This is a genomic window from Rhizobium sp. NLR16a (assembly GCF_017948245.1).
GTDB lineage: Bacteria > Pseudomonadota > Alphaproteobacteria > Rhizobiales > Rhizobiaceae > Rhizobium.
Genome location: NZ_CP072865.1, coordinates 3,164,607 through 3,179,968 on the forward strand (window position 1 = coordinate 3,164,607; position 15,362 = coordinate 3,179,968).

General features: G+C 63.4%; 10 protein-coding genes. 2 read left to right on the forward strand and 8 right to left on the reverse strand.

The window, feature by feature from the left end:
* Window positions 1-9 precede the first annotated feature (9 nt).
* Together J7U39_RS15435 and J7U39_RS15440 are read right to left on the reverse strand one after the other, a co-directional pair.
* Window positions 10-1,269, reverse strand: coding sequence for a cyclopropane-fatty-acyl-phospholipid synthase family protein (locus J7U39_RS15435; RefSeq protein WP_210628978.1), 1,260 nt, complete (start codon window positions 1,267-1,269; stop codon window positions 10-12).
* Window positions 1,270-1,402: 133 nt separating this feature from the next.
* Window positions 1,403-3,712, reverse strand: coding sequence for a Tex family protein (locus J7U39_RS15440; RefSeq protein WP_210628979.1), 2,310 nt, complete (start codon window positions 3,710-3,712; stop codon window positions 1,403-1,405).
* 226 nt (window positions 3,713-3,938) lie between these two features.
* On the opposite strand from J7U39_RS15440, the gene glyS reads away from it, so the two are divergent.
* Window positions 3,939-6,053, forward strand: coding sequence for a glycine--tRNA ligase subunit beta (glyS, locus tag J7U39_RS15445; protein ID WP_210628980.1), 2,115 nt, complete (start codon window positions 3,939-3,941; stop codon window positions 6,051-6,053).
* Window positions 6,054-6,346: 293 nt separating this feature from the next.
* Window positions 6,347-6,835 carry a DUF523 domain-containing protein gene (locus J7U39_RS15450; RefSeq protein ID WP_210628981.1) on the forward strand — a complete coding sequence of 163 codons (489 nt, stop codon included), beginning with the start codon at window positions 6,347-6,349 and terminating at the stop codon, window positions 6,833-6,835.
* A 131-nt stretch (window positions 6,836-6,966) separates the two neighbouring features.
* Here the strand turns inward: J7U39_RS15450 and J7U39_RS15455 are convergent, their stop codons facing one another.
* From J7U39_RS15455 to J7U39_RS15480, 6 genes are all read right to left on the reverse strand, one after another.
* On the reverse strand, window positions 6,967-8,790 hold the full coding sequence (locus J7U39_RS15455; RefSeq protein WP_210628982.1) for a methyl-accepting chemotaxis protein: 1,824 nt from the start codon (window positions 8,788-8,790) through the stop codon (window positions 6,967-6,969).
* A 785-nt stretch (window positions 8,791-9,575) separates the two neighbouring features.
* The gene (locus J7U39_RS15460; RefSeq protein ID WP_210628983.1) at window positions 9,576-10,037 is read right to left on the reverse strand and encodes a plant virulence effector HPE1-like domain-containing protein; all 462 of its coding nucleotides are present in this window, start codon (window positions 10,035-10,037) and stop codon (window positions 9,576-9,578) included.
* Window positions 10,038-10,130: 93 nt separating this feature from the next.
* Complete coding sequence (gene purD / locus J7U39_RS15465) at window positions 10,131-11,414, reverse strand: phosphoribosylamine--glycine ligase (RefSeq protein WP_210628984.1); 1,284 nt, start codon at window positions 11,412-11,414, stop codon at window positions 10,131-10,133.
* Window positions 11,415-11,479: 65 nt separating this feature from the next.
* Complete coding sequence (locus tag J7U39_RS15470; RefSeq protein WP_210628985.1) at window positions 11,480-13,414, reverse strand: DUF2207 domain-containing protein; 1,935 nt, start codon at window positions 13,412-13,414, stop codon at window positions 11,480-11,482.
* A gap of 38 nt (window positions 13,415-13,452) precedes the next feature.
* Window positions 13,453-14,715 (reverse strand): 3-phosphoshikimate 1-carboxyvinyltransferase, encoded by a 1,263-nt coding sequence (gene aroA, locus J7U39_RS15475; RefSeq protein WP_210628986.1) that lies wholly within the window; start codon window positions 14,713-14,715, stop codon window positions 13,453-13,455.
* A gap of 90 nt (window positions 14,716-14,805) precedes the next feature.
* Window positions 14,806-15,357, reverse strand: coding sequence for a LemA family protein (locus J7U39_RS15480; protein WP_210628987.1), 552 nt, complete (start codon window positions 15,355-15,357; stop codon window positions 14,806-14,808).
* Window positions 15,358-15,362: the final 5 nt, after the last annotated feature.

Genomic DNA, 15,362 nt, shown 5'->3' on the forward strand with positions numbered 1-15,362 from the left:
GCCGCGGGATCAGAACGTCACCTTTTCCAGCGGTGGCCGCCTCGCCTCGAATTCCTTCAGCTTCGCTTCGTTCTCAGCGATATAGTTGCGGTTGTCGGGAACGGTGAACTGGTTCTTGGCGATCTGGATCTGCAGGATGAACAGCTCATCCCAGCGGAAGCCCATTTCGGAACCGGCCAGATAAAATTCCCACATGCGGAAGAACTGCTCGTCGTAAAGCGCCACCGCGTCGGCCTTGCGCGCCACGAAACGCTCGCGCCAGTGGCGCAGGGTATAGGCATAATGCATCGGCAGGATTTCGACGTCCCTGACGAGGAGCCCGGCCTTCTCCAGGGGCGGCAAGACCTCCCCGACGGAAGGGATATAGCCACCGGGGAAAATATACTTCTCGATGAAGGCATTGGTGCCGAAGCTCGGCTTCGGACGGCCGATCGAATGCAGCACCATGACGCCGTTGTGGTCGAGCAGGTCCGATACCTTGCGGAAGAAGTTGCCATAATTGCCGATGCCGACGTGCTCGAACATACCGACGGAGACGATGCGGTCGAACTTTCGCCCGCTCATGGTGCGGTAGTCCTGCAGCTCGAAATGCACCCGCTCGGAAAGGCCGCGCTTTTCGGCGCGGGCGCGGGAGACCTTGAGCTGCTCTTCGCTCAGCGTAATGCCGGTGAACTCGGCGCCTTCAGTCGCCTCCGTCAGATACATGCCCATGCCGCCCCAGCCGGAGCCGATCTCCAGGATCCGCTGGTTGGGCCTAAGCAGCAGCTTGGCGGCGATATGGCGTTTCTTGGCAAGCTGCGCCTCGTCAAGACCGATACCCGGCGGTTCGAAATAGGCGCAGGAATATTGCCAATCCTCGTCGAGGAAAAGATCGAAGAGCTTGGCCGACAGATCGTAATGATGGGCGACATTGTGCTTGTTACGATTGATCGGCACGCGACTCTTCAGCTGCTGCCAGGCGATACGGCCGACGAGCAGCGCCGCCATCTTGAAGTCGAAGATCTCGTTGGTGGTGTTCTGCTTCACCAGCGATAGGAAGTCGTAGATGTTGCCCTGTTCGAGAATGAACCGGCCCTGCATGTACATTTCACCGAGCTTCAGCGTCGGATCGCGCCGGATGGCGTCCTCGGCCTCCTGATCGGCAAGCCGGGCGACCACCATGTCTCCGGTGCCGTCGCCGATCACGTGAGTCTCGCCATTGGCAAGGGTAAGTTTCAACGAACCCTTGCGGATGATTTGCTGGACAATCGATAGGAAAGCCGACGCCATGGACGCCTCGCAAATGTGACAGGATGGTCACATCAACTTAATAACTCTCCTCCGCCTTACAAGCGCCGGATTTAGCAGTCCGCAAAGAACGCTGCCAAACTGTTGCATTTTTGCCGAAATGACGGTTAAGCCGTTATTTTCGTTTCATGGCTTCGGCGAGTGCACTACCGAAGGCACTCTGGCTCTCCGGTTTCGGAGCTGCAGGCCGGCGATCGTTCTGCGGCCGGCCGCCCTGACCTCCGCGAGAATCAGCACGCGGCTGAGACGCCGAAGAACCATCGTCGCGGCGCATGGAGAGACCGATGCGCTTGCGCTTGGCGTCGACTTCCACGACCCGCACCTTGACGACATCGCCCGCCTTGACGACCTCATGCGGGTCCTTGACGAAACGATCGGCAAGCTGGGACACATGCACCAGACCGTCCTGATGCACGCCGATATCGACGAAGGCGCCGAAGGCGGCGACATTGGTGACGGTGCCTTCGAGCACCATGCCCGGAGTCAGGTCGGAAATCTCGTTGACGCCCTCGGCGAAGGTCGGGGTCTTGAAGCTTGGACGCGGGTCGCGGCCGGGCTTTTCCAGCTCGGCGATGATGTCCTTCACCGTCGGCAGGCCGAATTTCTCATCGATGAACCGGCGCGGGTCGATCGATTTCAGAACGGCGCTGTCGCCCATCAGGGCGCGCAGGTCGCGGCCGCAGGCAGCAACGATCTTCTTGGCGACGCCGTAGGCCTCGGGGTGGACCGAGGAGGCGTCGAGCGGCTCCTTGCCGTTCGGAATGCGCAGGAAGCCGGCGCATTGCTCGAAGGTGCGGCCGCCGAGTCTTGCGACCTTCAGCAGATCGCGCCGCGTCTCGAAACGGCCCTCGCTGTCGCGGTGGCGGACGATCGCCTCGGCGATCGATGGGCCGAGGCCGGAGACACGGGCGAGCAATGGCGCCGAGGCGGTGTTGAGATCGACGCCGACGGCGTTCACCGCGTCTTCGACCACGGCATCGAGCGAGCGCGACAGCTTCTGCTGGTCGACATCGTGCTGATACTGGCCGACGCCGATCGACTTCGGCTCGATCTTGACGAGTTCGGCGAGCGGATCCTGCAGGCGCCGGGCGATGGAGACGGCGCCGCGCAGCGATACGTCGAGATCGGGAAACTCGGCCGCTGCGGTCGCCGAGGCGGAATAGACCGAGGCGCCCGCTTCCGAGACGATGACCTTGGTCGGCTTCGGGGCCGGCAGCTCGGCCAGCATGTCGGCCACCAGCTTTTCGGTTTCGCGGCTGCCTGTGCCGTTGCCGATCGAGATCAGCTCGACATTGTGCTTGCGGATCAGCGACGCGAGCTCGATCTGGGCGCCGCGCACGTCGTTCCTCGGCTGAAAGGGATAGACGGTCGATGTCGCCACCACCTTGCCGGTGCCGTCGACGACGGCGACCTTGACGCCGGTGCGGATGCCGGGATCGAGACCCATGGTCGCGCGCGAGCCGGCCGGCGCGGCCAGCAGCAGGTCCTTCAGATTGCGGGCGAAGACATGGATCGCCTCCTCTTCGGCCCTTTCGCGCAGCTCCCGCATCAGATCGAGCGACAGCGACATGGAAAGCTTGACGCGCCAGGTCCAGCTGGCGACCTCCATCAGCCACCGGTCGCCGGGACGGCTTGTGCCGATCTCATAGGCAGCGGCGATCATCCGTTCGACCGGTTTGTTCGGCGATGCGGTCTCGGCATCGGCCTCGATCGTCAGCGTCAGCACCTCCTCGTTCCACCCGCGCAGCATGGCGAGCGCGCGGTGGCCGGGCGCGGTCGCCCAGCGTTCGGAATGATCGAAATAATCGGAGAACTTCTCGCCCGCCGCCTGCTTGCCGTCAACGACCCTGGCCTTCAGCAGCGCTGCCTGGCGCATATGGGCGCGCAACTTGCCGAGCAGGTCGGCATTTTCGGCAATACCTTCGGCGATGATGTCGCGCGCGCCTTCCAGCGCCGTCTTCACGTCGGGCACGTCAGCCGTGACGAAGCCTTCGGCGAGCACCGCCGGCTCTCGGCCACGCTCGGCCAGGATCGCCTCGGCAAGCGGGCCGAGGCCGCGTTCGCGGGCGATTTCGGCGCGGGTGCGGCGCTTCGGCTTGTAGGGCAGATAGAGATCCTCGAGCTCGGCCTTGGTTTCGGCGCCCGCGACCTTCGCCATCAGCTCCTCGGTCATCTTGCCCTGGCCGGTGATCGATTCGACGATCGCGTCGCGCCGGGCTTCGAGTTCGCGCAGATAGACCAGCCGCTCGGCGAGATTGCGCAGCTGGGTGTCATCGAGCCCGCCCGTCACTTCCTTGCGGTAGCGGGCGATGAAGGGCACGGTGGCGCCCTCGTCGAGCAGCTCGATGGCGGCTTTGGCCTGGTCCGGCCGGGCGTTGATTTCGGCCGAGATACGGGCTGCGAGAAAACGGAGGTCAGCGGCCATGGGATTTCCTGTTCCGACGAAAGTTGCGGGACCATAGCGGCGAAAAGCGGCAAGGCAATGCCCGACTGTGGTTTCCACAGCGGAAGTTGGGGAATTGGGGGCATCTGCGTGTCGCCCATCCCCATCGCTCTCTTCCGTTTTTGCGGTTGTGCAGATGCGGCATTCTTTGATAGCAGAAGCAACGTTTTTGGATCGCCCTGCCCGCGGGCGCAAGGAAAAGAGTGACATGCCAAACCTTCTTCTCGAACTTCGCTCCGAAGAGATTCCGGCCCGCATGCAGCGCAAGGCTGCCGGCGACCTGAAGAAGCTCGTCACCGATGCGCTCGTCGAAGCCGGCCTGTCCTATGAGGGCGCGCGCGAATACTGGACGCCGCGCCGGCTGGCGCTCGACATCCACGGCTTGACGGCGCGCTCGGCCGATGTACGCGAGGAACGCAAAGGGCCGCGCACCGACGCCAACGAGAAGGCAATCGAGGGCTTTCTGCGCGGCGCCGGCCTTTCCTCCGTCTCCGAGGCGCAGGTGGTGAGCGATCCAAAGAAGGGCGATTTCTACGTCGCAGTCATTTCCAAGCCCGGCCGCGCGACGGAAGAGATCGTCGCCGAGGTGATGCCCGGCATCATCCGCGATTTCCCCTGGCCGAAATCGATGCGCTGGGGCAAGGCCTCCTCCAGACCGGGCGCGCTGCGTTGGGTGCGGCCGCTGCAGTCGATCGTCTGCACCTTCGGCCCGGAGCATGAAGAAACCGTGGTCATCCCCTTCGAGATCGACGGCATCACCGCCTCCAACGTCACCTATGGCCACCGCTTCCATGCGCCCGAAGCCATCACTGTCCGCCGCTTCGACGATTATGCGGCGAGCCTGGAAAAGGCGAAGGTCATCCTCGACGCCGAGCGGCGCAAGGACATCATCCTGCACGACGCGCGCGACATTGCTTTTGCCAACGGGCTCGAGCTGGTGGAAGACGAAGGCTTGCTGGAGGAAGTGTCCGGCCTCGTCGAATGGCCACAGGTGCTGATGGGCAGCTTCGAGGAAGATTATCTCTCCATTCCCTCCGAGATCATCCGGCTGACGATCAAAACCAACCAGAAGTGCTTCGTCACCCGAAGGCAGGGCGAAGAGACACTGTCGAACAGGTTCATCCTGGTGTCCAACATCCAGGCGCATGACGGTGGCAAGGAAATCGTCCATGGCAACGGCAAGGTGGTGCGCGCCCGCCTTTCGGATGCCCTGCATTTCTGGAAGCGCGACCAGAGCGATATGCCCGACCTCGAGACACTCAAAACATCTGCCGTAAGGTTCGGCCTTGACCTGAAGAAGCCGCTCGACCAACGCATGGCCAAGCTCGATGCGCTCGACGTGACCTTCCACGCCAAGCTCGGCACGCAGGGCGACCGGGTCGCCCGCATCCGCGCGCGGGCAAAGGAATTGGCTGATATCACCGGCGCCGACGCCGGTCTCGTCGATCGCGCCGCCGTGCTCGCCAAGGCGGATCTGCGCACCGAGGCCGTCGGCGAATTTCCGGAACTGCAAGGCTTGATGGGCCGCAAATATGCGGTGCTGCAGGGCGAAAACGCCTCCGTCGCCGCGGCGATCGAGGACCATTACAAGCCGCAGGGTCCGTCGGACCGCGTGCCGGAGAACAAGGTGGCGATTACGCTGGCGCTTGCCGACAAGCTCGACACGCTGACGGGCTTCTGGGCGATCGACGAGAAGCCGACGGGTTCAAAAGACCCGTTTGCGCTGCGGCGTGCCGCCCTCGGCGTCGTTCGTATCCTGCTGGAACGCAGGGTCCGCCTGCCGCTGCTGGCGGCGACCAAGGATGATGATCTGCTCTCCTTCTTCCATGATCGCCTCAAGGTCTATCTGCGTGATCAGGGTGCCCGGCACGATCTGATCGACGCCGTGCTGACGCCTGAAGCCGACGATCTGTTGATGGTGGCGCGCCGCGTCGAGGCGCTGACGGCCTTCATCTCCTCGGAGGACGGCAAGAACCTGCTCGCCGGCACCAAGCGCGCGACGCAGCTGCTCGCCGCCGAGGAGAAGAAGGGCACCGTCATCGCCGACGGCGTTTCGCCGGCGCTCTTCAGGCTCGATGCCGAGAAGGAGCTGTTCGCCGCCATATCGAGCGCTTCGCAGGATGCGGCGAATGCCGTTGCCGGCGAAGATTTTCGCTCGGCGATGGAAGCGCTTTCCAAGCTGCGCGGCCCTGTCGACCGCTTCTTCGAAGACGTGCTCGTCAACGACGAGGACGCGGCCATCCGCGCCAACCGCCTGGCTCTGCTGCGGTTGATCCGCGAGGCGACGGGAACGGTGGCGGATTTCTCGAAGATTTCGGGGTGATATTCGGCTTCTTGCAGTGCCGACGCGGCGCGGTCTCGAACATCTGCCCCTCACCCTAACCTTTGCCGGGGTCGAGCCACGGGTCTCGTCCCGTCCTCCGGACCCCCGTAAACGGGTAGAGGGGACCTGCCCTGCGAGAGGTTGTGGGGAACGGAGAGGTCGCGGCAAATCCCCTTCGCCCCGCGCGCGGGGAGAAGGCGCCGGCAGGCGGATGAGGGGCGTTTTGCTATCGCTTAAACAATCCGCCCACCCAACCCTGGCATTGCCGCCACCACGGCGCCATTCAAACAGCCATGCACAGCAAGATTCTCGTCAGCGCCTGCCTCATGGGGCACGCCGTCCGTTATGACGGACGGGCGAAACCGTTGCTTCACCCGGCGATCGAGAGATGGCGGGCCGAAGGGCGGTTGGTGACGATCTGTCCGGAGATGTCGGCGGGCATGGCGGTGCCGCGGGCGCCGGCGGAGATCGCAGAGGCGGCAACCGGCAAAGAGGTTCTGGCCGGCAAGGCGCGGGTTATAGAGCTGACGGGCGGCGATGTGACGGCAGAGTTTCTGCAGGCGGCGGAGAATGCCGTGGCGCTCGCACGGCAGACCGGCTGCCGCTATGCTCTGCTCATCGACGGCAGTCCGTCCTGCGGCTCCGGGTTCATCTATGACGGCACCTTTTCCGGACGCAGGCAGGCCGGCAACGGCGTAACGGCGGCGGCGCTGAAAGCGGCCGGCGTCGAAGTGTTTTCCGATGGGGAAATCGACCGATTGATCGACCGTCTGGCACAATGAACCCCAAACGACACGGCCGCCGGAGAACCGACGGCCGCTAAGAATTTGGTGCTGAAAATCCTGTTTGTCCCCACACTGCTTTTGTTTTTATGCAATTCCTGACGGAAACCCGCCTCTATCCTGGAATTGCGCTAGGCAGCGCGGCGACCTTGATGCGCAATGGGAGCAGCACCGGCATTGCCGACCCGGAAGCCGCGGATGAGGTCGATCAGTTCGTCGGTGTCGCTGGCGAGCGTCTCGGCCGATGCCGTGGTCTCCTCGGCCATGGCGGCGTTCTGCTGGGTGGCGGCGTCGAGCTGGTTCACCGCCGAAGAGATCGAGCGCAGCGTGGTGTCCTGTTCGGAAGCGCTGTGGGCGATTTTGGCGACGATCTCGTTGGCGGCCTTGATCTGGTCGGAGATGCGCTTCAGCGCCTCGCCTGCCTCGCCGACCAGTCGGACGCCGTGATCGACCTGGGTGGAGGAGCGGGCGATCTGGTCCTTGATCTCCTTTGCCGCGGCGGCGGAGCGCTGGGCGAGTTCGCGCACCTCCTGGGCAACAACGGCAAAACCCTTGCCGGATTCACCGGCACGGGCCGCCTCGACGCCGGCGTTCAAAGCCAGGAGGTTGGTCTGGAAGGCGATCTCGTCGATGACGCCGATGATCTTTGATATCTCCGAAGACGATTTCTCGATGCCGCTCATCGCCTCGATCGCCTCGCTGACGATCGCATCGCTATGGGTGGTCTCGGCGCTGACGGCGTGCACGCGCTTGCTCGCCTCATGGGCGCCATCGGCGGTCTGGCGGACGGCGACCGTGAGCTCATCGAGGGCGGCCGATGTTTCCTCCAGGCTTGCGGCCTGGCGCTCGGTGCGCTGCGACAACTCGTTCGAGGCGCGGCGAATCTCTTCCTTGCTCGTACCGATGTCACTGCCCTTGGCGCTGACCTTGGCCATGGCGGCTTCGAGATGCGACAGCGCATCGTTGAAGTTGTCGCGAAGGGCGGCGTATTTCTGGCCGAGATCGGCGCAGCGGACGGTAAGATCGCCACGGGCGATCAGCTCCAGCGCCTGGCCGATCGTCGTCACCACGCGGGCCTGGAGTGCGGCGTCGTCCTGCTGCTGGCGCAGGTTGTTTTCGCGCTCGCTTTCCAGCGCCAGCTGCTGGGCCGCCTCGCGATCGGACATCTGATGCCGTTCGCGGATCTTCTCCTGCAGCGACAGCGTCGCCTTTGCCATCATGCCGACCTCATTGTTCATGCCGGTATGCGGGATGGCGATGGAGACGTCCTCTTCGGAGACCGCCTTCAGGGCGGCATGGACATTGTTGAGGGGCCCCGATATGCCGCGGATGACGACGTAGGCCGCAGCCATGGCCAGGAAGAAAAGAACGATGCTGCCGGAGAGCGCGGTCAGGATCGTGCTGTTCACCTGGGCATCGAGATCGTCCATATAGACGCCGGTGACAACGACGACCTTCCAGGGGTCGAAGGCCTGGCCATAGGCCGTCTTGCGATAATCGCCGGCCGGCTGGCCCGGCTTGCTGGTGGAATAAAATTCGACGAGACCGCCGCCCTGCTGGCCGAGTTTGACCAACTCTTCGCGATAGAGCTTGCCCTTGCTGTCCGGCTGCCCCTTCAGGTTCTGTCCGACCTTCGAGGCGTCGTAGTGAAACATCATCTGGACATCGTAGCTATAGCCGAAGAAATAGCCGTCCGGATCGTATTTCATGCCATTGACGGTGGCGTAAGCCTGCTTCTGGGCATCCTCCAGCTTCATTTCGCCTGCGGTCACCTTGGCCTGGTAAAGCTTGAGAACCGAGATCGCCGACTGAACCTCGGCACGCAGCATGTCGTAACGCTCCTTGTAAATGGCATCGACCGAGGAGCGGATCTGCAGGGACGTGGCGATCGCAAAGGCCGACATCAAACCGACGATCAGCAATATGAGCTGCTTCGATATCTTCAAATTTTTCATGATTCCTCGCAAAGGGGAATGAGGGAATACATTCCGGTGCGGTCTTCTACCGCCTGTGCGAGCGCATCTGAGAAGGACGCGTCTACCGCTGCTGAACAACATGCTGCGACCGGTGAGTAAGAATTGAAGCTGACTCAATAAGAAAGCTTTAATTTTATTCAAAACGGCGCAAATTTCCCTAAAAATCAGGGGGCGGAGTTACCAAGCATACCGCTGACTTCACCCGCCGATCGAATATCATCCGTTTTCGCTCTGCAGAACTGCCGGGGCCTTAGAGCTTTTCCGGGCTAGATTGAAGCATTCTGCCGGAGCAGGTTTTCGTCAGGGCAAAGGCGATTGGCGACGGGCATACCCCCAGGTACGTCCGAGCCGATCGCCTTTGATCCTGGCGGAAACATGCCCGGCCCACCGGCCGCACCGCTTCGCCGTGGGCGAAGCGACAAGTGCGTCCGGCGATTCCAAGGTCTTGCAGATTTGCCAAGCAAATCTGCGGGAGGGTTGGCTGAAACGGGCCGGCTGATCGACCGGCCGGCTTGGCCGTAGAGCTGGGCTACGACACGCGCCGGCCGGTCGACCATCCGACCCCGTTTGAGCCAACAGAATGCTTCAATCTAACCCGGAAAAGCTCTAAAGCAGGAATGCACCCCCGCTTCTCTTCGAGGGTGCATTCGCTCCACCGCGGTGGAACCCCAAGCGATCGAAACCTTGATCGGGCAGGGGCAGGGAACTATCGCAGCGGCTCAGATTGGCTTTAGTGGCACACAGCCGTTTTGCGTGTTGATCGTCTAGAAGCGCAGCTTGAATTCGGAAATATCGAGAGCCGCCGGCTTCTCAACCATGCCGGCGGCAACCGGCCTGGCATCGCCGCCGATGACGGCTGCGGTCGTTGCGTTCATGTCGATGCCTTGGGCGGGCGATATCGAAGGTTCGGCGGCAGCCAGTGCTTCCGGCGTTGCCTTGCTGACGAAGACGACGGGCGAACCACCCATCCAGGCTTCGGTGCGGAAGATCTTCGTTTCGCCGCCGACGTGGCGGACTTCGCTTGCCTGGAGGACGCCGGGTTTCAGTTCCGGCACCGTATAGTCCTTGCGGCTATGCTCGGCCTGCAGCGGCGGGCAAGCGGCGCAGCTTTCAGTGACGATGCTGCCTTCTGCACGGCCTGCCGTTTTGCCGATCACCTCAATCGAGGAGGCCATCGCCGTGCCTGCCATCAGCAGGATTGCCGCACCGAGGAAAATCTGACGCATCAACGCACCTCCGTCTCACTACGGCAGCGGTATAGCGCAGCTTCGTTTCCATCCCGTCAGGGGAAAGGGTAAAAATTTAAGGAACGTAGCGGTTTATGCTTTGTCCGAGGCTTTTTCGCGCTCGATCGCGCGCCAGCCGATATCGCGCCGGCAGAAGCCGTTTTCCCACCGAACTCTGTCCAGCAGGGCATAGGCGCGGCCCTTCGCCTCGGCAACCGTGCCGCCTGACGCCGTGACGTTGAGCACGCGGCCGCCGGTCGCGACCAGCACGCCGTCCTTCATGCCCGTGCCGGCATGAAACACCTTCTCGCCCTCGCCTGCCGCCGGCAGCGACTGGATCGGTGTGTTTTTCTCATAGGCGCCGGGATAGCCCTTCGAGGCCATGACCACTGTCAGGGCCGGATCGTCGCTCCATTCGGCGCTCACCTGATCGAGCGTGCCATTGGCGGTGGCAAGCAGCAGCGGCAGCAGATCGCTCTTCAGCCGCATCATCAGCACCTGGCATTCCGGATCGCCGAAACGAACATTGTATTCGATCAGCTCCGGGCCCTTATGAGTGATCATCAGTCCGGCGAAAAACACGCCGGAGAAGGGATGCCCGCTCTCGGCCATGCCGCGGATTGTCGGCTCGATGATTTCCTTCATCGTCCGCTCGACCATTTCGGCCGTCATGACCGGCGCTGGCGAATAGGCGCCCATGCCGCCGGTATTGACGCCGGTATCGCCCTCGCCCACCCGCTTGTGATCCTGGGCGGTCACCAGCGGCAGCGCATGTTTTCCGTCGCAGAGACAAAAGAAGCTTGCCTCCTCGCCATCGAGATAGGCTTCGACGACGACTTCGGCGCCGGCCGCGCCAAAGGCGCCCTCGAAGCAGTCGTCGACGGCAGCAAGCGCCTCATCGAGCGTCATCGCAACCGTCACGCCCTTGCCGGCGGCCAGCCCGTCAGCCTTGACGACGATCGGTGCGCCCTGCCCGCGAATATAGGCTTTCGCCTTCGGCGCGTTGTTGAAACGCTGGTAGGCGCCGGTGGGAATGCCGTAGCGGGCGCAGATGTCCTTGGTGAAGCCCTTGGAGCCCTCGAGCTGGGCGGCGCCGGCGGAGGGGCCGAAGACCGCCAGGCCGTCGGCGCGCAGCCGGTCGGCGAGGCCGGCGACGAGCGGGGCCTCGGGGCCGACGACGACGAAATCGATCGCCTTGTCCTTGCAGATGGCAGCGACCGCTTCATGATCGTCGATATTGACCGGCACGAGGACGGCGTGTTCGCCAATGCCCGGATTGCCGGGCGCGGCGTAGAGTTCGCTCAGCAACGGCGATTGCGCCAGCTTCCAGGCGAGCGCGTGCTCGCGTCCGCCCGACCCGATCAACAGAACCTTCATGCGCGACCCTTTCCTGTTCCGTCAGGCGGTTAAGGGCCACGGGCTGAAAGGTCAAGCGGGAAAGCTTACCAGCCCCCGCCTCCGCCGCCTCCGCCACCTCCGCCAGAGGAGCCGCCGCCGGAAAAACCGGAGGATGAACTCGACGGCGGCGGCGAGGGGATCGTCGACGCGATGGTGGACGCCATTGACGAGGAGAAACCGCCGATACGGTCGGAGAAGCTGCCGCTGTTGAAATCACCGGAATACCAGGAGGGCGAATAGGCCGCGGCCGCGCCGGCGGCGGCTGCCGCGAGCCAGGTCTCGAAGGTGCGCGACCAGGGCTTTTCGACGCCCAAAGCCACGGCATAGGGGAGCAGGGTCTCGAAATGCTGCGGCGACATTTGGGGAGCGCCGGCCATATTCATGCGGTCCTTCTCGGCCAGCGTCAGGTATTGCCGCAGGCCGTCAACGCCGTCCATCATCCTGGCGCCGAGCGGGGTCGGCGCGCCCATGATGAAGACATAGAGGACGTTGAGCAGCACGATGCCGCCGACGGCAAAGAGCATCGGCGTTTCGTGCAGCTCCACCAGCGACGAGGCAAGCGTCAGGACAATGATCGCCAGGATGCTGACGCCGACAAAAACGCCGACCGCTGCGGCGATGACGGCCATGACCTTGGCGAACAGCGATCTGCCGTGGTGCAGCGACTTGACCAAACCGGCGACGAAGACGGAAATGAAGACCGAGATGGCAATCGGGATCAGCATCAGTGCGATCGTGTCAGGCTCCAGCGAGCCGAAGACGAACAGCGCCACCAGGGCGGCGGCGCTGAGCGCGATGCCGCCTGCGGTATAGCCGATGTTGGAATTGTAATATTTGCCGCGATGTTCCTTCTCGATGGCCGAACGGAAGGACTGCCCTACCGATTTTACCCGCTCGCCATTGGCCTTGTCGATCGTCAGCGTCCTGCCTTCGCCGCCGGCCACTTTCAGCAGTTCGGCCTCGCCGGCCTGGAACTTCTCCTTGCCGAGCGCCTTGCCGGTACCGCGAATGACGATCGAATTCTTCAGGTCTTCGAGCTTGACGTAACCGCGGACCGCAAGATTGAGCGCCGTGGCGGCAAGCGCCGTCCAGCCGCCGCCGGAAAAGCCCCTATTGTCGATGTAGTTGACCAGCGCCGGCGAGATGCCGTCAGGCGCATCCCAGCGCGGCACGACGACGCCCCGGGCGGGATCGCGACCAACCTTCAGCCAGGATCTGAGGTAGTAGGCGAAAACCAGGATCAGGCCGCCGAAGCCGATGAAATAATTGCGGTTGTCCTTCAGCCACCAGGTGCTTTCCATATCCGCGCTCGGCGGATCGATCGAGCCCTTCGGCATCCGGATCGCAAAGGTCAGGCCTTCATTGGGGCCAAGAGGCGCGGTGGTGGAAAAGACAAGGCCGGCGCTGCTTTCGCTGACACGGGCGTTCTTTCCAGTCGCGCCTTGCGGGCCGGTGAAGAAGATCGTCCCCGTCGCAGCGACACCCGGCGGCAGCGTCACCGTCGCCGTCGCGGAGCGGATCGGAAAGATCCAGCCATTGCCGGTGACGTTCCAGTAGAGTTCGTCGTGATCGTCGAAGTAGCGGATCTGGCGGTTGGTCCGGTAGGTGAAGACGTAGCGATGACGACCCGGCGTCACCGTCACCTCGGCGGAGCCGGCATAGATGCGGATGCCGCCCGATATCGATTCGGTATGCCAGGGCTCGTCCGCGCCGTCGCGGCTGACCGACACCATGTCGAAATCGACGCTGCGGCGACGACCTCCGGCGTCGGTGAAAAAAAGCGGAAAGTCCCGGAAGATGCCATGATTGATCCGGTTGCCCTCGGCATTGACGGTGATCGTTTCCCTCACCGTCATCGCGCCGCTCTTTTCCAGCGTGATGTCGGAGGCGAAGCTGTCGATCACCTCGGCGGCAAAGACCGCCGGCGCGGCGAGCATCAAGATGAGCGCCAAGCAGAATCCGAAAAACCGACGCCCCATTCCTCTCTCCCTGCCGGCGGCCCCGGCCGCGCTTTTCGTCAATCCTTGTCCTGATAGGTCACGCCGAGGGCGGCGAGCGTCCGCCAATAGGCGGGGAACGTCTTGCCGACGCAATCGGGGTCGAGAATGGTGATGCCATCGATCTTCAGTCCGGCGAGCGCAAAGCTCATGGCGATGCGGTGATCGGCGAAGGTGTCGATCTCGGCCGGAAGACGCTGGCCGGCGAGAGCAGGATCGGAATGGACGATCAGATCGTCGCCTTCCTCGACGGCCAGACCTTCGCGGATCTTGTTGAGCCCGGTGGACAGGGCGCGGATGCGGTCGCATTCCTTGACGCGCAGATTGGCAATGCCGACGAAGCGGACCGGCGTCTCGTTGAAGGCGGCAAGCACGGCGATCGTCGGAACGGCATCCTGCATCTGCGAGCCATCGATTTCGGCCGGCAGATGCGGGAACTTGGCGATCGTCTCGTAAGCCTTGGCATCCGGCTGGGTGAAGGCATCGTTCGGTACGCCGAGATCGATCTTGCCCTCGCTCAGCACTTCGGCCGCCCAGAGGTAGGTCGCGGCCGATGCATCCGGCTCGATGACGAAATCGGCGGCGCGGTAGCCAGTCGGTTCGACGCGCCAGGTGACGGGGCTGGTCTTTTCGACCTTGGCGCCGAAGGCCCTCATCGCCGCCGTGGTGAGATCGATATAGCCAAGCGCGCCGATATCCTCGCCGACCAGTTCGATGTCGACCGAACGGTCGCCGCCGGCCGCCATCATCAGCAGCGCCGAAACATACTGGCTGGACAGCCCGCCATCAATCAGGATCCGGTCGGCCTCGAAGCGGCCGGTGCCCCTGACGGTGACCGGCGGGCAGCCGGTCTCGGCGGTGATGTCGATGCCGAGCGTGCGCATCGCTTCGACCAGCGGGCCGATCGGGCGCTTGCGCATGTGCTCGTCGCCGTCGACGATGACGGTACCGTCGACCAGAGCCGCAGCCGCCGTCAGGAAACGTGTGGCCGTCCCGGCGTTGCCGAGGAAGAGCGGCGCCTTCGGCGGCATGAGCCGGCCGCTGCCGGTGACGACGAAAGTTGTGTCGTCGGGCTCGTCGACCGCAACACCCATGGCGCGCAGCGCATCGGCCATATAACGGGTATCGTCGCTCTTCAGCGCGCCGGTCAGCCGGCTCGTGCCCTCGGCAAGGCCGGCGAGAAGCAGGGCCCGATTGGTGATCGACTTCGAGCCCGGCGGCATGGCGCGACCGGAAAGCGGCCGGCCCGGCGGGATGATCGTGAGTTTGGCTGTGCGTGTCATGCTACGTCTTCCGTCCATGGGCGAGCTAAAGCGCGTCGCCACCTGCCCTTGCTCTTAATCGGTTTTTTGCAAAGGCAAAATGCCGGATCGTCAGAATTTGACGCTGGGGACGGCGCGATCGGCCTCGTTGGTGATCTCGAAATACTCCCGCTTGGCAAAACCGAACTGGCCGGCGACGAGATTGGAGGGAAAGCTTTCGACCTTGACGTTGAGGTCGCGGGCCGCGCCGTTGTAATAACGCCGCGCCATCTGCAGCTCGCCCTCCAGAGTTTCGAGCGACGCCTGCAGTTCGGCAAAATTCTGGTTGGCCTTGAGATCGGGATAGGCCTCGGCGAGCGCGATCACCCGGCCGAGCGCCTGGCCGAGCAGGCCTTCCGCCTGCGCCCTGCCGGCAACGTCACCCGATGGCACGGCCTGCGCCTTGTTGCGGAGCGCAACCACCTCCTCGAGCGTCGACTTCTCATGGGCGGCATAGCCTTTGACCGTCTCGATCAGGTTCGGGATCAGATCGGCGCGCCGCTTCAACTGCACATCGATGCCCGACCAGGCTTCCTCAGCCATCTGCCGGGAACGAACCAGGCCGTTATAAATGAAGACGATGTAAAGCGCGATGACAACGATAAGAGCAAGTATCACATACATGCAGA